At 69.2% G+C, this 17,531-nt stretch carries 15 protein-coding genes; 7 read left to right on the top strand and 8 right to left on the bottom strand.

Annotation, left to right across the window (positions count from 1 at the left end; translation table 11 throughout):
* Positions 1 to 46 precede the first annotated feature (46 nt).
* Positions 47 to 997, top strand: a complete 951-nt coding sequence (locus Pka01_RS00195; RefSeq protein WP_203880457.1) for a cation diffusion facilitator family transporter — start codon at positions 47 to 49, stop codon at positions 995 to 997.
* Here the strand turns inward: Pka01_RS00195 and Pka01_RS00190 are convergent.
* Positions 977 to 1,624: a 4'-phosphopantetheinyl transferase family protein gene (locus Pka01_RS00190; protein ID WP_203880456.1), complete on the bottom strand. Its 648-nt coding sequence runs from the start codon at positions 1,622 to 1,624 to the stop codon at positions 977 to 979. The two genes, Pka01_RS00195 and Pka01_RS00190, sit on opposite strands and share 21 nt — an antisense overlap.
* 252 nt (positions 1,625 to 1,876) lie before the next feature.
* On the opposite strand from Pka01_RS00190, the gene Pka01_RS00185 reads away from it, so the two are divergent.
* Positions 1,877 to 2,305, top strand: coding sequence for a CBS domain-containing protein (locus Pka01_RS00185; protein WP_203880455.1), 429 nt, complete (start codon positions 1,877 to 1,879; stop codon positions 2,303 to 2,305).
* Positions 2,306 to 2,358: 53 nt separating this feature from the next.
* Here Pka01_RS00185 and Pka01_RS41095 read toward each other — a convergent pair whose 3' ends face one another.
* Positions 2,359 to 5,691, bottom strand: a complete 3,333-nt coding sequence (locus Pka01_RS41095) for a S8 family serine peptidase (protein WP_275414410.1) — start codon at positions 5,689 to 5,691, stop codon at positions 2,359 to 2,361.
* Between the two features lie 249 nt (positions 5,692 to 5,940).
* Here Pka01_RS41095 and Pka01_RS00175 point away from each other — a divergent pair, with 249 nt between their 5' ends.
* The gene (locus Pka01_RS00175; RefSeq protein WP_203880454.1) at positions 5,941 to 6,192 is read left to right on the top strand and encodes a Smr/MutS family protein; all 252 of its coding nucleotides are present in this window, start codon (positions 5,941 to 5,943) and stop codon (positions 6,190 to 6,192) included.
* Between the two features lie 530 nt (positions 6,193 to 6,722).
* Here the strand turns inward: Pka01_RS00175 and dhaM are convergent.
* The 3 genes from dhaM to dhaK are packed head-to-tail and all read right to left on the bottom strand — an operon-like array spanning position 6,723 to position 8,803.
* Positions 6,723 to 7,118, bottom strand: a complete 396-nt coding sequence (gene dhaM, locus Pka01_RS00170; protein WP_239114593.1) for a dihydroxyacetone kinase phosphoryl donor subunit DhaM — start codon at positions 7,116 to 7,118, stop codon at positions 6,723 to 6,725.
* Positions 7,118 to 7,747, bottom strand: coding sequence for a dihydroxyacetone kinase subunit DhaL (dhaL, locus tag Pka01_RS00165; RefSeq protein ID WP_203880453.1), 630 nt, complete (start codon positions 7,745 to 7,747; stop codon positions 7,118 to 7,120). The genes dhaM and dhaL overlap by 1 nt, the downstream gene beginning before the upstream one ends.
* Positions 7,748 to 7,795: 48 nt before the next feature.
* The gene (gene dhaK / locus Pka01_RS00160; RefSeq protein ID WP_203880452.1) at positions 7,796 to 8,803 is read right to left on the bottom strand and encodes a dihydroxyacetone kinase subunit DhaK; all 1,008 of its coding nucleotides are present in this window, start codon (positions 8,801 to 8,803) and stop codon (positions 7,796 to 7,798) included.
* 373 nt (positions 8,804 to 9,176) lie between these two features.
* Between dhaK and Pka01_RS00155 the strand changes: the two genes are divergently transcribed.
* The 4 genes from Pka01_RS00155 to Pka01_RS00140 all read left to right on the top strand — a co-directional run bounded on the left by Pka01_RS00155 (position 9,177) and on the right by Pka01_RS00140 (position 13,608).
* Positions 9,177 to 9,950, top strand: a complete 774-nt coding sequence (locus Pka01_RS00155) for a cyclase family protein (RefSeq protein ID WP_203880451.1) — start codon at positions 9,177 to 9,179, stop codon at positions 9,948 to 9,950.
* The gene (locus Pka01_RS00150) at positions 9,947 to 11,710 is read left to right on the top strand and encodes a thiamine pyrophosphate-binding protein (protein WP_203880450.1); all 1,764 of its coding nucleotides are present in this window, start codon (positions 9,947 to 9,949) and stop codon (positions 11,708 to 11,710) included. The genes Pka01_RS00155 and Pka01_RS00150 overlap by 4 nt, the downstream gene beginning before the upstream one ends.
* Before the next feature lie 478 nt (positions 11,711 to 12,188).
* The gene (locus tag Pka01_RS00145) at positions 12,189 to 12,614 is read left to right on the top strand and encodes a PPOX class F420-dependent oxidoreductase (protein WP_203880449.1); all 426 of its coding nucleotides are present in this window, start codon (positions 12,189 to 12,191) and stop codon (positions 12,612 to 12,614) included.
* 121 nt (positions 12,615 to 12,735) lie between these two features.
* Positions 12,736 to 13,608 carry an LLM class F420-dependent oxidoreductase gene (locus tag Pka01_RS00140; protein ID WP_203880448.1) on the top strand — a complete coding sequence of 291 codons (873 nt, stop codon included), beginning with the start codon at positions 12,736 to 12,738 and terminating at the stop codon, positions 13,606 to 13,608.
* Between the two features lie 131 nt (positions 13,609 to 13,739).
* Here Pka01_RS00140 and Pka01_RS00135 read toward each other — a convergent pair whose 3' ends face one another.
* The 3 genes from Pka01_RS00135 to Pka01_RS00125 form a co-directional block, all read right to left on the bottom strand.
* The gene (locus Pka01_RS00135; RefSeq protein ID WP_203880447.1) at positions 13,740 to 14,570 is read right to left on the bottom strand and encodes a hypothetical protein; all 831 of its coding nucleotides are present in this window, start codon (positions 14,568 to 14,570) and stop codon (positions 13,740 to 13,742) included.
* A gap of 254 nt (positions 14,571 to 14,824) precedes the next feature.
* A complete protein-coding gene (gene pruA, locus Pka01_RS00130) occupies positions 14,825 to 16,516 on the bottom strand; it encodes an L-glutamate gamma-semialdehyde dehydrogenase (RefSeq protein WP_203880446.1) in 1,692 nt (563 codons plus the stop codon).
* Positions 16,517 to 16,547: 31 nt separating this feature from the next.
* Entirely contained in the window at positions 16,548 to 17,459 is a 912-nt protein-coding gene (locus Pka01_RS00125; RefSeq protein WP_203880445.1) for a proline dehydrogenase family protein, read from the bottom strand.
* Between the last annotated feature and the right edge of the window lie 72 nt (positions 17,460 to 17,531).

Here is a 17,531-nt window from a genome sequence, read left to right as displayed (position 1 = left end):
TTACAGCATAAGATCGCACTGATTCAGCAGGGTGGACGGAGTGGCGATGGACGAGCACGAGACCGGCGAGAGCAGCGAGAGTCTCGGCACGGTCGTGGTCGCCGGGGCGGCCAATCTCGCGATCGCGCTCGCGAAGCTGGTGGCCGGCCTCATCAGCTCGTCGGCGTCGATGTTGTCGGAGGCGGCGCACTCCGCGGCCGACACCGTGACCGAGGTGCTCCTGTTCACCGCCATCCGGCACGGAGAGCGGCCCGCCGACCGGCGGCATCCGCTGGGCCACGGCCGGGCCAGCTACTTATGGGCGATCATCGCGGCCTGCTTCACGCTGGTCGTCGGCGCCGGCTTCTCACTCACCCACGGCTGGCACACGATCACCCACGGCGAGGAGCTGGGGAACCTCACCGTCTCCTACATCGTGCTCGTGGTCTCGTTCGCGATCGAGTCCGTGTCCCTGTGGCGGGGACTGTCGCAGCTCAGGGCGGAGGCCGGCCGTCAGCGGATCTCCGCCAGGCGGCTGCTGTCCCGCACCGCGGACACCATGCTCAAGGCCGTCGTGCTCGAGGACATCGCCGCGCTGGCCGGGATCGTCATCGCCGGCGTCGGCCTGGCGTTGTCCCAGGTCACCGGATCCGCGACGTGGGACGGCGTGGGTTCGATCGCCATCGGCCTGCTCCTGCTCGGCGTGGCGCTCACCCTGATCAGGACCAACGCCTCGCTGCTCATCGGCCAGGCCGCCTCGAGCGGGCTGGAGGAGGAGATCCGCGCCGTGCTCGTGGCCCAGCCCGAGGTGGAAGGCGTGGTCGACCTCGTCACCGTGGTGATGGGACCCAACCAGATCATGGTCGCCGCGAAGGTCGACTTCCTCGACGAGACGACGGGCGAACGGCTGGAACTGGCCTCCGACCGGGTGGAGCGCTGCCTCACCGACCGGTTCCCCGCGATCAAGCAGGTCTTCCTCGACCCGACCCCCGGCAGGTCACCCGCCAAGGAGGCGTAGTTTCCCTGGCTCGTCGGTGATCGCGGTGGCGATCACGGTGCCCGCCCTCCATTCGAGCAGGTGCCGTCCCTGCCATTCGAGGTCGCCGGACAGGCCGTCGTCGAAGGGCAGCGCGGACAGGTCGACCTCGCGCAGCCGGTCGAGGGTCAGCTCACCCCGCTTGACCAGGGCCTCCTTCCGGACCCACTGCCGGATGAGCCGGGCGTTGTCCCGGCCGACCACGGCGGCCTCTGCCGGGGTCAGCGCGAGGGCCGCGAGGCTCTCGTCGGCCGGTCCGGACGTCGCGTGCTCGGCGTCGATCCCCACCCGGCCGTAGCCCGCGGCCGCGCAGACGTATCCCGACGTGTGGGCCAGGGTGATCGAAAGTTCGGGGGCCTCGGCGAGCCGGGGGCGTCCGTGTGCCTGGCCGCACCGGTCGCACCGTTGCACCACGGTCAGCATGCAGGCCCGAGTGCCGAGAAGCTCCGCCGCGCACTGCCGTACGAGGAGGTGGGCGGCGACGAAGTCCAGACGGTCCTGCTCGCGGGTGAACCTGTCGGCGCGGGTGCGCTCCGCCTCGGTCAGCGTGCCGCCGGCGAACTCGAGCACCTCGTCGGTGTAGCCGGCCACGGCCAGTGGAGGGCGCACGCGCTCACCCTAGGGGAGCCGTGTGACGATCAAGTGAACTGATGGCGTGAGAAGTGACGCCGATACCCATCTGAAGAGTATCGGCCTGGTACATATTCAAGCGAAAGGTGATACTTCACCTGTTGTGAGTCAGGATACTTGACGGGTCACCGTAGCCGCTGTTGCCTGGGGAAACAGGCTGATCCGCTCCCACCGGCCGGTCGGGGCGGGAGTCGGGGATCTTCCCTTGGGACCCCGGAAAGGCGGTGCCGGTTGCTCATCGGTTCGATCTTGCAGAGTAAGGGGACCAGCGTGGCGACGGTTCGCCCGCAGGCCACGGTGAACGAGCTCCTGGCGATGCTCGCCGAGCTCAACATCGGTGCGGTCGTGGTCTCGGCCGACGGCGAGACCATCGCGGGAATCGTCTCCGAACGGGACATCGTGCGGCAGTTGCACGAGCGGGGCGCAGGCATCCTCAGCCATCCGGTGTCGTCGATCATGACGTCCGACGTCCGCACCTCAGCTCCCGACGCCAACGTCGACGAGCTTCGCCGCACGATGACCAACCATCGCATCCGGCACGTACCGGTCGTCCGGAATGGCCGGCTCGCGGGCATCGTCAGCATCGGCGATGTCGTCAAGAGCACCATCGAGGAACTGGAGACGGAGAAGGACGCCCTCGTCGGCTACATCAACCGGTGAGACGGCATGACAGGGGCCCGGCGGCCGGACCGCCGGGCCCCTGTCGTGTGTGATTACTGGACGGTGATCTTGTCGACTTCGACGGTGATGCCCTTCACCTGCGGGGTGGAGGTGGCCGTCGTGACCGTGCCGGTGCCCGAGGAGACGCCCTTCAGGGTGAAGGAGTAGGTGAACGTCCCTCCGGGAGCCCCCGGCGTGCTGGAGATCCGGTAGTCCTGCGTGGGCGGCCCGCTGATCTGGCTGCCCCCTGTGCCGTCGGCGTTCTCCGCGCCGACCGTCAGGCCCGCCGCACCGGGGTCACCCGGCAGGTTGGCGGGATCGTAGGCGTAGGTGATGTCCTCGGCGCCGTTGAGCCCGATCCACTGCTGGAAGACCTTCGTGTTCGTCGTGCCGGCGAGGTTGACGTGCCACTCGAGCACCAGCCAGCGGTTCACCTGGTCGGTGAGGAAGCCGGCGTAGACGCCCGGCGTGCCTGTGCCGTCCAGGTTGGTCCAGTACGGCGCGAGCACGCCGTTGGGCGGGGTGGCGTCGGGAAGCGTCTGCGGCGTGGCCTGGATCTGTGCCGCGTCGGTGACCCCGCCCGCCACCGCGTAGCCGTTGGAGACGACGCCGATCCTCGTGTAGGTCCGCCCGGCGAAGGTGAACGGAGGAACGGTGAGGTTCACCGCCGACTCGTTGCCGACGGGGATCGGCGCGATGCCGAAGTTCGTGAGGGACAACCAGCCACCGGCCGGGTTCTCGCCGGGGGCGATGACCGGCCTGTCAGGCTGCTTGCCTGCGAGCGGGGCCTTGGCCGTCACGATCTGGCTGCCGACCTTGGTCGCACCGGTGGCCCCGGTGAGACGCAGCCTGCCGTCCAGGGTGGTCAGCGCGGTGACCTCGGTGTCCTCGAAGGTGTCGTTCTGCACCGTGACCGTGCAGGTCGAGGTCCCCGAGTTCTTCGCGATGGCCGACGGCGAGCAGGTCTGGTCGACCGGCACCGCGCCCTCCTGGCGGAAGAACGCCACCGGCAGGTGCTGCGCCCGGCTGCCGCCGACCTGCTTGAGGTTCACCTGGCCGAAGTACTGCCCGGTGGGCAGGTCGGGTGCGGTGATGACGACGGTGATGCCGACGCTCTTGCCCGGCTTCACGGAGAACAGCGGAGGCAGCACCGTGATGTTCGCGCCGCTGACTGTGGTGCCCGTCGCGGTGTAGACCAGCGTTTTGTTCGTGGTGTTGACCAGCGTCCGCTTGGCGCTGATGACGCCCGGCATCACCGGGGCGTTCACCGAGGGCAGGTTCAGGTCGATCCGGTTCAGCGGGTCGTCCGCGGAGGCGCGGTAGTCGGCCGCGCTCTCGTCGAGCGTCAGAGCCGCGTCCCCCGCCTTCGACAGGTCGATGCGGCCGCCGCCGTAGTCGAAGGGATCGGCCGGGGTGGTGCGGTCCTGCTTGGTGACCTTGGTGGTGGCGGTGGTCTCAAGCGCGGACTTGACCTGGCCGGGAGTCCACTTCGGGTGCAGGGCGAACAGGAGCGCGCCCGCGCCCGCGACGTGCGGCGACGACATCGACGTGCCCGCGATGACCTGGTACAGGTTGCCCGGGGGGCCTTCCAGGGCGGACTCGGGCGTCGGGGTCTGGCCGGCGAGGATGTGGAGGCCGGGCGCGGTCACGTCCGGCTTGAGGAAGTCGCCGCCCGGTCCGCGGGAGGAGAACGAGGTCATCGCGTCCCCCTGCCAGGTGGCCTTCTGACCCTGGGTGAACGACGCCGTCGCGTTCGGGTGGGAGGCCAGCCACGACAGCAGGACGTCGGTCTCCGGCTTGTCGATGTGGACGGTCGGCAGCCAGTGGTTGTCGGTCATGACGTCGAGCGGCGTCGTGTTGTAGAGGATCATTCCGGCCGCGCCGCCCTGCCTGACCTGGAAGCCCTTCAGGACGCGGTTGGTCCCGCGTTCACAGGCGACGATCTTGCCGGTGAACAGTCCGGGCGGCGCCGGGTTGAGGCACTGCGGGTCGCGGTACGGCGGCGCCGACGCGAGCACCACGGGCAGCGGGGCCGTGACGCCCGAGGTGATCGAGGCGCCCTTGATCGCCGGCCCGCCGGTGAAGGTGACCGTCGACTGGAACGTCCGCGACTGCGTCGAGGCGGCCACGGTCGTGACCCACGGGCTGCGGTGGTCGGTCGTCCCCGCGCCCGGGCCGGAGTTGCCCGCCGAGGCCGAGACGAACACGCCCGCGGCGTACGCGTCGAGGAAGGCCAGTTCGACCGGATCGCTGTAGGGGTCGGCTCCGCCGGAGATGGAGAAGTTGATCACCCGTACGCCGTCGGAGATGGCCTGCGCGACCGCGGCGGCGGTGTCGGTCTGGTAGCAGCCCTCCGCGCCGCAGATCTTGTAGACGGCCACGTGCGCCGCGGGGGCGATGCCGTGGATCGCGCCCCGGTCGATGCCGAGGGGGTCGGCGTGCGCGACCGGGCCGCCCGCCGAGGTGCTCGCGGTGTGCGTCCCGTGCCCGTTGGAGTCGCGCGCGGTGTCCGGGTAGACCTCGGGGGTCTCCGCGTTCGCCTTGTACGTCTCGAGGAACGCCTGGCCGGAGATCAGCTTGCGGTTGCAGACGAAGACGTCGGTGGCCGGGGTGAGCGGGTTGTCGCCGAAGTTGCAGGTGCGCGGCGTGCCGTCCGCCTTGGGCGGTGGCGCCGGGAGCGTTCCCGGGTCGGCGAACGAGGGGTGCTCGGGCCACGCGCCGGAGTCGAGGACGCCCACGATGACGCCCTTGCCGGAGGACTTCGAGCCCCCGAGCTGCTTGTAGACGGTGTCCGCGCCGATGAACGAGGCGCTGGAGTCGGTCAGCAGGTGCTCGAGCCTGTCCTCCTGGACGGCCGCGACGCCGGGGAGTTTCAGCAGGCCCGCCGCCTTGTCCGCAGGGAGCGTGAGGGCGACGCCGCCGTAGACCGTGCGGAGGCGCTGGCCGACCCTCGCGCCGGGGACCTTCTCGGCCAGCTCGGTGAGGAAGGTGTTCTCGACGTTCTCGATGTGCTTGGTGTACTTGGCGGCGTCGGCGCTCTTGAGGTCGAGTGCCTTGCCCGTCGCCGACGGGCTCGTGGCGGGAAGCCCGGGCAGACCGCCCTTGTAGGCCGCGATCGCGTCGTAGTCGAGCTTGACCACGACGCTGACAGGTGCGGGGGAGACCGACTTGAGCAGCGCCTGATCGCTTTCCGCCAGTCGGCCGCTGTCCGAGGTCGCGCCCTGGACCTGATCGGTGACGGTGACGGGTGTAACGCTCCATGTCCTGCTTGGTGATGGGCTGGGATCCGCGGCGGCCGCCCCTGCGGGGACCATGGCCGTGATGAGTCCGAGCCCTGCGACGACCGCGCCGGCGCGTAAGAAGGTAGGCGGGGGCTTCCTTGACACGACACCTCCCTGTAGTGCTGCAGGCGCTCGAGGCGCACGGAGCATGGAGGCGTCGCGCCGCCCTGATGGCAGGGGAAGGTACGAGCCCCTCCCCGGTGGGCGACGAGCGAACGGCCACCCGGATGGGTGGCCGACCCTGACAGGGAGTCTAACTAACGATCATTTATGCGGCTAGATCATTATTTACGGGAATTTTAGGGGTGCTTTCGGCGACCTGTCGGGTGGGTGATGGCCCTTTAAACTCGAACCGTGAAGCTCAAGCTGGATCTCCATGACATCTACAACAAGGGCGGCGAGATCGACCGTGCGCTGCGCGGCATCATCCAGGAGGCGGTCCAGAAGAAGGCCACCCAAGTGGAGATCATTCCGGGCAAGGGCTCGGGACAGCTGAAGAAGAAAGTGCTGCGATTCCTGGAGCAGAAGGAGATCAAGGCGCTTTATCACCGGATCGACAAGGACGCCAAAAACCACGGCCGCCTGTTCGTCTACTTCCGCTGGTGACCCCTCCCGTTACCCCCGCGTGATCATGCACAGGTTCGGTGAGATGCCGTCTGACCAGCCGACCCCCTGGCCGTGATCATGCACAGGTTCGTGTGCTGCCGGTCTGAGCGGCGCGTTCCTTGTTTGTGATCATGCACGGGCTCGGTGGGGCGCCGTCTGACCTGCGTAATCTCAGGTCGTGATCATGCGTGAGTTCGGCGAAGGCGGTCTCGACCTGGGGCGACGATGATCGTGATCATGCGCGGGTGCCGGCCGTACCTGTGGTTGTGGTCGAGGGGCATGCTCAGGCTGCTGCATGATCGTCATCGGCGAGGCTGCAGATCAGTGGGCACTTCGCTGAATCTGTGCATGATCACGCATGGTGAATCCGCAGGTGGGGCGGTGTAGGCCCGAATGTGTGCATGATCACGCGGGAGGTTTGCGCACGTCGGACAGCATTCAGGCGAACTTGTGCATGATCACGCCGAGGGTTTGTGCACGTCGGGAGGCATCCGCGCGAGCCTGTGCATGATCACCACAAAAGGTGGGGGTCAGAGTTTGCGGAAGGTTCTGGCTTCTTCGGCGGAGGACAGGACATCCGGCAGGGAGCCCCCTCCTCCCACCGTTACGGCGGCCGCGATCGCGCCCTCCACCAACGGCACATCGGCGATCACCACGGATCCCGGTTCTTCCACCAGCTTGGCCGTCAGCACCGAACTGCCGAGGTCGGGGATCAGCACGACCCCCGCCCCCCGGTCGACGCTCTCGACGGCCGCGATCACCTTGCCCAGACTCGTGCCGAGACGCCCGTCGTCGGTGCCCCCGGCCGCCGCCACCGGGACGTTCTCGCCGCCGAACTCCCGGACGAGCGCCGCCACCTCCTCGGCCAGCCTCGAACTGTGGGAGACGATGACGATCCCGACCATCGGCCGGGCCTGGCCGTCCATCACGCCTGCCCGGCCGCCCGCCGCAGGGCGGCGAAGATCAGCGCCGTGGACGCCGCGCCGGGATCCTCGTGCCCCACGCTGCGCGGGCCGAGGTAGCTGGCCCGGCCCTTGCGCGCCTGCAGCGGGACGGTCGCCTGTGCGCCCTCCTGAGCGGCCGCGGTCGCCGTCTCCAGGGCGTCCTCCAGCTTCGCCCCGTCCCGTACGGCCTGCGCCAGGGCCCTGACGGCGGGAGCGAACGCGTCCACCAGGGTCTTGTCGCCCTCCGCCGCCCCGCCGAGCTTCTGTACGCCCTCCTGGGCCGCCTCCAGCGCGGTGACCAGGTCGGCCGGTGTGATCTCCGGAGCGTCGCCGAGCGCCCGGCCCATCTGCCGGAAGGCCGTGCCGTACAGCGGGCCGGACGCGCCCCCCACCTTGCGGATCAGCGCCGAGCCCGCCTGGACCAGGACGCCGCCAGGCGTCTGCGGAGGCGTGTCGGCCAGGGTCTGGCGTACGGCCGCGAAGCCCCGATCCAGGTTGGCGCCGTGGTCGGCGTCGCCGATCGCGGCGTCGAGCTGGGTCAGGTGATCACGCTCGGCCTGTACGGCTGACGCGGCCTCCTTGATCCAGGCCAGGAAGAAGGATGTGTCCAAGAGTGACTCCTTGCTGCACGGCGTTCCTTCGGTGTCCTCCGGGCGGAGTCACCCGTGGGGGCGATCAGCGGCCCACCGGAGCCCCGGCGTCTCCACCGGGGCGTCCCAGAGCCGGGTGAGCTCGTCGGTCAGCCGGCAGACGCTGACCGAGAAGCCCTGCATGTCGAGGCTGGTGACGTAGTTGCCCACCAGGCAGCGTACGGCTCGCGCGCCCTTCTCCTCGAGATAGGCGGCGACCTCGCCGTACATGATGTAGAGCTCCAGAAGCGGTGTCCCGCCCATGCCGTTGAGCAGGACGAGCGTGTCGCCGGACAGGGGGACGTCGTCGTTGACGGCGTCCATGGCCAGCCGCGCGATCTCGCGGGCCTCCCGGTGGGTGGTGCGGGTGCGGCCGGGCTCGCCGTGGATGCCGATGCCGAGTTCGATCTCGGTGTCGGACAGGTCGAACGTCGGCTTGCCGGCGGCGGGAACCGTGCCCGCTGACAGGGCGACCCCGAACGACCGGCTGCGCTCGTTGACCTCCTGGGCGAGGCGGGCGACCTCCGCGAGCGGGGCGCCGGTCTCGGCCAGGGCGCCGGCGATCTTCTCCACGAACAGCGTCGCCCCGGTGCCGCGGCGGCCGGCGGTGTAGAGGGAGTCCTGTACGGCGACGTCGTCGTTGACCAGGACGCTGGCGACCTCGATGCCCTCGTCGGCGCACAACTCGGCCGCCATCTCGAAGTTGAGCACGTCGCCTGTGTAGTTCTTGACGATGTGGAGCACGCCGGCACCGCCGTCGACGCCCTTGGAGGCCTCGATCATCTGGTCGGGGACGGGGGAGGTGAAGACCTCGCCGGGGCAGGCCGCGTCGAGCATGCCATACCCGACGAAACCCCCGTGGAGCGGCTCGTGGCCGGCTCCGCCGCCGGAGACCAGCCCGACCTTGCCCTGGTGGGGGGCGTTCCTGCGGTAGATCACCCGGTTCTCGAAGTCCACGCGGAGTGAGGGGTGCGCTGCCGCGACGCCGCGGAGGGTGTCGGTGACGATCGCGTCGACGCTGTTGATGAGCTTCTTCATGACCACGCCGTCCTTGTCCGTTCTCAAGGCCAACCAGTGCCCCGTCCGCGGCGACGGCAAGCGTGCCCGCCGCGGGCGTCCCGCGGCGTGAGGTGTGCCGAGCCCGGACGAAACCCTGTCCGGGCCCTCTGCGGGCTCGGAACGCCGGTGCCGTCGTCTGGGTGGACCAGGTTTTCCGATGCTATGCCCAATGTCTATTTATGCCAATAAGTCCGAATTATTGATGCTTGCTGTGTGATGTGGACGTAAGTTCGCCACATATGGAAGCCGATTCAGAGCGACGGACATCGGGCGGAGAGGCGGCCGATTTCTGATCTGGCGCTCGGGAGTGCGGTGTAGGAGGATCTTCCCATCCTGACAGATGGGAGTCGGCATGTCGGTGCTGCGCGAACTGGTGGAGAGCATTCGGACCGGTGGGATCGAGGTGCTCGACCTGACAGCGCCGCTGAGCGGGACGACGCCGATCCTCCTGCTGCCGGAGCCGTTCGGGCAGACGGTGCCCTTCACGCTCCATGAGATCAGCCGGTACGACGACCGAGGCCCGGCCTGGTACTGGAACAACTTCACGACCGGCGAACACGTCGGGACGCACTTCGACGCCCCGAATCACTGGGTGACGGCCAGGGACGGAGAGGACATCTCTCAGGTCGCCGTCTCCAAGCTCATCGCCCCCGCCGTGGTGCTCGACTTCGTCGCCCAGGCGCAGCGCGATCCCGACTTCCTCCTCGAGATCGACCACGTCAAACAATGGGAGGAGGAGCACGGCCCGCTGCCCGACGGTGGCTGGCTCCTCTACCGGACGGGCTGGGACACCCGCGCGCACGACCAGGCCGAGTTCCTGAACGCCAACGAGACCGGGCCCCATACACCGGGCATCTCGGTCGAGTGCGCGCGCTACCTCGCCGAGGAGACCCCGATCGCGGGACTCGGCGTGGAGACCGTCGGCACCGACGCCGGAGCCGCGCACTCGTTCGACCCCGCCTTCCCCTGCCACTCGTTCCTGCTCGGAGCCGGCAAGTACGGCCTTACCCAGTTGCGCAACCTCGACCGGCTGCCCACCACCGGCGCGGTCGTGATCGCGGGACCGCTTCCGATCGTCGGGGGTTCGGGCAGCCCGACGCGCGTCCTCGCCCTGGTGGAGAGATGAACGTCGCGGAGGCCGTCGGCGCGGTGCTCGCCTCCTTGGGCGTCCGCGCGGCCTTCGGCGTCGTCGGAAGCGGCAACTTCCACGTGACCAACGCCCTGACGGAGCAGGGCGTCCGCTACGTCGCGGCCCGGCACGAGGGCGGCGCCGCCACCATGGCCGACGCCTACTCGCGGATGAGCGGCACGGTCGCCGTGCTCACCGTTCACCAGGGGCCCGGGCTCACCAACGCCCTGACCGGCATAACCGAGGCGGCCAAGAGCCGTACGCCCCTGCTGGTCCTGGCCGCGGAGGCCACCTCGCCGCGCTCGAACTTCCGGATCGACCAGGCCGCGCTCGCCGCCGCCGTCGGCGCGCACGGGGCCAGGATCGGATCGGCGGAGACCGTGGTCGACGACACGGTCATGGCCTATCTCGCCGCTCTGCTCGGCCGCCGCACGGTGCTGCTCAACCTGCCCCTCGACGTCCAGGCCGAGGAGTTGCCCGACGAAGCCGTCCACGCCGTACAGGAACTGCGCGCGGGACGGGGGAGCAGGCGTCAGGACGCGGCGGGCCTCGTGCCCCCGCCGTGGGGCCTGACCTTCCCGACCATGGGGGAGTCCGACGCCGAGGAGTCGATCGGGTCCCCGGCACCGGCCGAGGAGACCGGAACGTCCGGAGTCCTGGCCCAACTGGCGGGCCTGCTGGCGGCCGCGAAGCGTCCCGTGTTCGTGGCGGGACGCGGCGCGCGCGGCTCCCGCATGGAACTCGAGGCGCTGGGAGAGCGGGTCGGCGCGCTGTTCGCGACCTCGGCGGTCGCGAAGGGACATTTCCACGGCAGCCCGTGGGATCTCGACGTGAGCGGCGGGTTCTCCTCCCCGCTGACGGCCGAGCTCATCGGCGCGGCGGACCTCGTCGTCGGATGGGGCTGCTCGTTCACGATGTGGACCACGCGGCACGGCACGCTCATCGGCCCGGACGCCAAGGTCGTTCAGGTCGACATCAACCCCGACGCCATCGGCGTGAATCGCCCGGTCGACCTGGGCATCGTCGGAGACGTACGGGAGACCGCGCGCACGGTGGGAGCTCTGCTGGCGGAGCGCCCCGCGGCCGTGGGACGGGGGGCCGGGTATCGCAGCCCCGAGCTCGCCGGGCGCATCTCCCGTGAGGTCCGCTGGCGGGACGTTCCGTACGAGGATTTGAGCGGGGACGGCCGGATCGACCCCCGGACGTTGTCGATCGAGCTTGACGACCTCCTGCCCGAGGAAAGGGTCGTGTCCATCGACTCGGGCAACTTCATGGGGTACCCGACGATGTTCATGTCGGTGCCCGACGGCAGCGGTTTCTGCTTCACCCAGGCGTTCCAGTCGATCGGGCTCGGCCTGGCGACCGCCATCGGCGCCGCGCTCGCCCGGCCCGACCGTCTGCCCGTCGCCGCGCTGGGCGACGGGGGTCTACTGATGAGCGTGGCAGAGCTCGAGACGGTCGTACGGCTGGGCATCCCCATGGTGGTCGTGGTCTACGACGACCAGGGCTATGGGGCCGAGGTGCACCATTTCGGGCCGGACGGGTTCCCGCTCGACACGGTCACGTTCCCGGCGGTGGACATCGCGGAAATCGCGAGGGGATTCGGCTGCGAGGCGGTGACCGTACAGGACAGGGCCGATCTGGGGGACGTCGCCGAGTGGCTCAAGGGACCGAGGGACAAGCCTCTGGTGGTCCACGCCAAGGTGGCGGCCGGCAAGCCCGCGTGGTGGCTGGAAGAAGCCTTCCGCGGCCACTGACCCCGCCCGGGCCCGTGATCATGCACAGGTTCGGTGCTCAGCCCGCCCACCTGCGCCGACCCAAGCCGTGATCATGCACGGATTCGCCGATCATGCCGCTGAGCAGGGGCCATGCCTTCCGTGATCATGCACAGGTTCCGTGTCTAAGGTGCTGACCTGGCGTGATGGCATTCGTGATCACGCAGGTGACTTGTTGGGCTACTCCCGCCTCCACTCATGCATGATCACGAACGGAATCCATGCTTGTCGGGCTACGTTTCCTCGAATCCGTGCATGATCACGGTTTGGATTTCCGCACGTCAGGCGCCGTCGCAGCGAAGTCCTGCATGATCACGGCTTGGGTCGGCGCTGGTCGGTGGGCTGAGCACCGAACCTGTGCATGATCACGCCAAGGGGGTCGAACCTGGGCATGATCACGCCAAGGGGGTCGAACCTGTGCATGATCACGCGGAAGGGGGGTGGGGGTAGCTTGGGGGGTATGGAAGTCATGGCGGATGCCGAATGGCGTGAGTTCGTGATGACGGGTACGCGGACCGGGAAACTGGCCGTCACCCGTGCGGACGGACGGCCCCACGTGACCCCGGTCTGGTTCGTCCTCGACGGTGACGACGTGGTGTTCAACACCAGTGAGACCGGCGTGAAGGGCAAGGCGCTCCGGCGTGACCCCCGGGCGACCCTGTGCGTCGACGACGACCGGGCCCCGTACGCGTTCGTCATGATCGAAGGCGAGGCGACGATCGAGTCCGACCTCGACGACCTGATCAAATGGGCGTCCGTGATCGGCGGCCGCTACATGGGCGAGGACCGGGCGAAGGAGTTCGGCGAGCGCAACGGCGTGCCGGGCGAGTTGCTCGTGCGGCTGCGGATCGGCCGCGTCATCGCGATCCGGGACATGGCCGACTGATTCGCGGCGGCGGTCTCTGATCCCGCGTCGCCGTGGCGGTGGCTGGGCGCCGGGAATCTGGCGAAAGATGGGGCTTCCTGTGCCCCAGGGAGGAGGTGTAAGCAAGTAATAGGAGGAACAAATGAAGATTGGCTTGCAGATCCCCGACTTCACCTACCCCGGAGGCCCCACCACCCTTGGTGCGGATTTGGCGGCGATCGCGAAGACCGCGGACGACGCCGGGTTCGCCTCCATCGCCGTGATGGACCACTTCTTCCAGATCCGCAGCGTCGGTCCCAGCGAGAACGAGATGCTGGAGGCCTACACCACCCTCGGCTACCTGGCCGCCCACACGTCCAGGGCCGAGCTGTTCACCCTCGTCACCGGCACCATCTATCGCGAGCCCGGTCTCCTGGCCAAGATCGTCACAACCCTCGACGTGTTGTCCGGCGGCCGTGCCTGGCTGGGAATCGGCGCGGCGTGGAACGACGAGGAGTCCCGCGGCCTGGGCTTCTCCTTCCCCGAGACGCGTGAGCGGTTCGAGCGGCTGGAAGAGGCGATCCAGATCTGCCTGCAGATGTGGACGGGTGACGAGAAGCCCTACCACGGCAGGCACTACCAGCTGGAACGGCCGCTCAACTCGCCGCAGGCGCTGACCCGGCCGCACCCGCCCATCCTCATCGGCGGAGGAGGGGAGAAGAAGACCCTCCGCCTGGTGGCCAGGTACGCCCAGGCCTGCAATCTGTTCCCCGGGCCCGACCTGGCGCGGAAACTGGACGTGCTGCGGGCTCACTGCGAGTCCGAGGGCCGCGACTACGACGAGATCGAGAAGACCGTCTACTACGGCTACGACGTTGGAGACGGCGGTGAGAACGTCCAGCGGATCATCGACGACCTCGGCGGGTTCGCGGAAATGGGCTTCAGCCACGCGATCGGCCGCGTCAAGGAGGTCCACCTCCTCGAGCCGCTCGAGACGATCGGAGCCCGGGTCATCCCGGCGGTCTCCGGCCTCTGAGCCCCACGATGAGCCGCGAATGAGCCCACGGATGGGTCTCCACGGATGAACCCCCACGGATGAAACCCCACGGATGAAACCCCCGATCGACCCCTTCGATCGGCGCCCGGATGAGCCGCCGGCCTCCGGGGTCAGGACGGGAGGCCGTCCGGTTTCCAGAGCCAGTTCCGCCGGGGATGGATGACGGAGAAGCCGGCCCTCAGCATGTTGTTCAGTGACGAGTTCCGCCTGTTGGGGGCTGGTTTCCACGTCTCCGCGACAAGCCACCGGCAACCTGCCGCGGCCGCGTCGCGGGCCCGTACGGCCAGCAGGGCCGATTGCGCGCCGCTGAGACGATGCCCCGGCAACGTGGACGCGCCGGAGAACGAGGCGGTGTCCCCGTGGATGCGCAGATTGGCGGCGCCGACCATGGAGTCACCGCGCCAGGCGGCGTAGGGGCGGAATCCGCCGCGGGCCACGCCGTGGACCAGCACCGGCCCCATCGCCTCCACGGGCATGCCGAAGCCGCGCAGCAGTACCGAGGCCCATTCCGCGACCGCGTCCCCGTCCACGGCGGCCACCCGCAGGTCCGTCCGGATCGGAGGGAACGCCGCGGTGTCCGCCGCACGGACGAGTTTGACCCAGGTCGATCCGGCGGAGATGTTCTGCGCGGCGCAGATGCCGGGCCACTCGGGCGGCAGGCACATCGGGGCGATCTGCAGAACGGCGCCCGGGCTGGCCTGGTCCCGGTAGAAGTCGCAGACTTCGGCGATCAGCTTGTGGCTGACCGGCTCCTCGAACCCGAATCCGAGCGCCTTGCTCCAGTAGCCGGTGGAGTCGTGCCGCATCGACACCACGACGCCCCCGCCGATGCGGGCGGACGCGATCCCCAGGACGGACCGCGCGGGTTCGGGCGCCTGGGCGATGAGCGCGAACAGCGACTCGGCTTCGGCGAGTTCGGCGACCGCCGCCAGGTCGTCCACGGTCGGTCTCCTCTCGGCTCCGGCGCGGACAGGGCGCGCCCATGAGCGACACGCCGTACGCAAGTCGAGAATACGCAGGCCGAGAAGAAGGTCCGGAGGTATCGATCGATGGAGACGGGCCGAAAAGCGGCCCCACAACAGCGCGAGCCGCCCGGGCTCCGTTGACCGGGCGGCTCGCGAGTGAAAGGACGGCCCTTTCCGGTGGCCGTCAACCGGCCGGTGTCCCGCAGTGCCGTCCGGCCATCATTCGGCCGTCATCCGGTGGCGCCGTTCGGGTAGCCGAGGGTACCGAGGTCGGGCTGCGGCGAGCCGCCCTGCGGCACGTCGCCCCGGAACGGCCCCTCGACGACCGGAGGCACGAACGCCTCCTTGATCGTGCGGGCGTTGACCCACCTGATCAGGTTGAAGATCGAGCCGGCCTTGTCGTTGGTGCCGGAGGCCCGCGCGCCGCCGAACGGCTGCTGGCCGACGACCGCGCCCGTCGGCTTGTCGTTGATGTAGAAGTTGCCCGCGGCGAAGCGCAGCCGCTCCGTGGCGTCGGTGATCGCCTGCCGGTCCTGCGCGATGATCGACCCGGTCAGCGCGTACGGCGCCGCGCTCTCCATCTGGTCGACCACGGTGTCGTACGACGAGTCGTCGTAGACGTGGACCGCCAGGATCGGGCCGAAGTACTCCTTGACGAAGATCTCGTCCGTGGGGTCGGAGCACTCCAGGATGGTGGGCTTCACGAAGTAGCCCGTGGAGTCGTCGTACGACCCGGTGAGCACGTCGATCGAGCCGGTCGCGCGCGCCCGGTCGATGGCGTCCTTGTGCTTGGCGAACGCCCGCCCGTCGATGACCGCGCCCATGAACGTCGACAGGTCGCCGGCCACGTCGCCGATCGTGAGCGACTCGGCCGCGGAGACCAGGTCGTCGCGCATGCGCGACCAGACCGACCGCGGCACGTACGCCCGGGAGGCCGCCGAGCACTTCTGGCCCTGGTACTCGAACGCGCCCCGGATCAGCGCGGTCGACAGCACGTCGGCCGACGCGGACGGGTGGGCCACGACGAAGTCCTTGCCGCCGGTCTCGCCGACGAGCCGGGGGTAGCTGCGGTAACCCGTGATGCCCTCACCGACCGTGCGCCACAGGTGCTGGAAGGTCGCGGTGGAGCCGGTGAAGTGGATGCCGGCCAGGTCGGGGTGCGACAGCGCGACCTCGGAGACCGCGGCGCCGTTGCCGGTCACCATGTTGATCACGCCGGGGGGCAGGCCCGCGGCCTCGAACAGCCGCATCAGGAAGTGCGCGGAGAACTGCTGCGTCGGCGACGGCTTCCATACGACGACATTTCCCATCAAAGCCGCAGAAGCAGGCAGATTCGCGGCGATGGAGGTGAAGTTGAACGGAGTGATCGCGAGAACGAAGCCCTCGAGCGGGCGGTACTCCATCCTGTTCCACACGCCGGGCGACGACAGCGGCTGCTCGGTCAGCAGTTGCCGGGCGTACGACACGTTGAACCGGAAGAAGTCGATCAGCTCGCAGGCCGCGTCGATCTCCGCCTGGTGGGCCGACTTCGACTGCCCGAGCATCGTCGCGGCGTTCAGCGTCGCGCGCCACGGCCCGCTGAGCAGGTCGGCGGCCTTCAGGAAGATCGCGGCCCGCTCCTCGAACGGCATGGCCCGCCACGCGGGCGCCGCCTGGGCCGCGGCCTCGATCGCCGCCCGGACGTCGGCGGCCGTCGCGTCGGCCATGGTGCCGAGGACCGAGGCGTGGTTGTGCGGCTGGACCGCGTCGATCGGAGCGCCCCCGGCGAGACGCCGCTCGCCGCCGATCGTCATCGTGAGGTCGAGCCGCGCACCCGCGAGCTCCTTGATCCGGTTCTCCAGTTCGCCGCGCCCCGCGCTGCCGGGCGCGTAACCGCGCACCGGCTCGTTGGCCGGTACCGGAACGCTGGTGATCGCATCCATGGCTGACCCCTCTATTTCGCCGATCAGAGAACTACTTGCCGCTCAGGGAGCGGAGGAAGAAGGCGACGTTGGCCGGACGCTCGGCGAGACGGCGCATGAAATAGCCGTACCAGTCGTCGCCGTAGGGAACGTAGACCCGGGTCTGCGACCCAGCGCCGACGAGCGCCTGCTGCTTGTCGGTCCGGATGCCGTAGAGCATCTGATATTCGAAGCTATCGCGGGTCCGGTCGTTCTGGTCGGCCAGCAACTCGGTGATGGCGATGAGCCGGTCGTCGTGCGTGGCCACCATCGGATAACCCGTGCCCGCCATGAGGATCCGCAGGCAGCGCACGTAGGCCAGGTCCACCTCGTTCTTCTTCTGGTACGCGACCGAGGCGGGCTCACGATAGGCGCCCTTGACCAGGCGTACCCGCGACCCGGCCAGATCACGGCAGTCGGCCTCGCTGCGGAACAGGTAGGCCTGGATGGCGACGCCGGTGTCGGGGAAGTCCTCGCGCAGGGTGCGCAGGATGTCCAGCGTCGAGTCGACGGTGGTGTGATCCTCCATGTCGAGCGTCACCGTGGAGCCGCAGTCACTGGCGGCCGCGCAGATCTGGCGGGCGTGATCGAGCGCCATCGACGTGTCGAGCGCCTGCCCGAGCGCCGAAAGCTTCACCGAGACCTCGGCCCGGCGGCCGAGATCCAGCGGCCGGAGCGCGCCGAGCAGGGTCACGTAGGCCTTCACCGCGTCGATCGCCGCGCCCGTGTCGCGGACCTCCTCGCCGAGGTGGTCGATCGTCACCGAGAGCCCGGCCTCCGTGAGGCGCCGGGTGGCGGCGACGGCGTCGTCGGCGGACACGCCGGCGACGAAACGGTCGACGACCTTGCGGGTCAGCGGGAGGCTCGACACCGCCCGCCGGGCGAGCGGGCTGCGTGAGCCTGCCAGAAGCAGCGAACCGAACATGGCAGCAGCGTAAATCCGCAGTTCACGGGTGGTCCACGGACATCCGCCACAGCGTTTTCATACAGATGGACA

Origin of the sequence: Planotetraspora kaengkrachanensis (assembly GCF_016862895.1) — a bacterium.
In the GTDB taxonomy this organism is placed as follows: domain Bacteria; phylum Actinomycetota; class Actinomycetes; order Streptosporangiales; family Streptosporangiaceae; genus Planotetraspora; species Planotetraspora kaengkrachanensis.
Note: the sequence above shows the minus strand (reverse complement) of the source record. Positions and strands in the feature narration are given on the sequence as shown.

Excerpts from the sequence above, each read along its gene's own strand:
- Pka01_RS00145 (WP_203880449.1), top strand. The coding sequence starts at position 12,189 with ATGGAAGTCATGGCGGATGCCGAATGGCGTGAGTTCGTGATGACGGGT.
- Pka01_RS00195 (WP_203880457.1), top strand. The coding sequence starts at position 47 with ATGGACGAGCACGAGACCGGCGAGAGCAGCGAGAGTCTCGGCACGGTC.
- Pka01_RS00140 (WP_203880448.1), top strand. The coding sequence starts at position 12,736 with ATGAAGATTGGCTTGCAGATCCCCGACTTCACCTACCCCGGAGGCCCC.
- dhaM (WP_239114593.1), bottom strand. The coding sequence starts at position 7,118 with ATGGACGGCCAGGCCCGGCCGATGGTCGGGATCGTCATCGTCTCCCAC.
- Pka01_RS00150 (WP_203880450.1), top strand. The coding sequence starts at position 9,947 with ATGAACGTCGCGGAGGCCGTCGGCGCGGTGCTCGCCTCCTTGGGCGTC.
- Pka01_RS00155 (WP_203880451.1), top strand. The coding sequence starts at position 9,177 with ATGTCGGTGCTGCGCGAACTGGTGGAGAGCATTCGGACCGGTGGGATC.
- dhaK (WP_203880452.1), bottom strand. The coding sequence starts at position 8,803 with ATGAAGAAGCTCATCAACAGCGTCGACGCGATCGTCACCGACACCCTC.
- Pka01_RS00125 (WP_203880445.1), bottom strand. The coding sequence starts at position 17,459 with ATGTTCGGTTCGCTGCTTCTGGCAGGCTCACGCAGCCCGCTCGCCCGG.
- pruA (WP_203880446.1), bottom strand. The coding sequence starts at position 16,516 with ATGGATGCGATCACCAGCGTTCCGGTACCGGCCAACGAGCCGGTGCGC.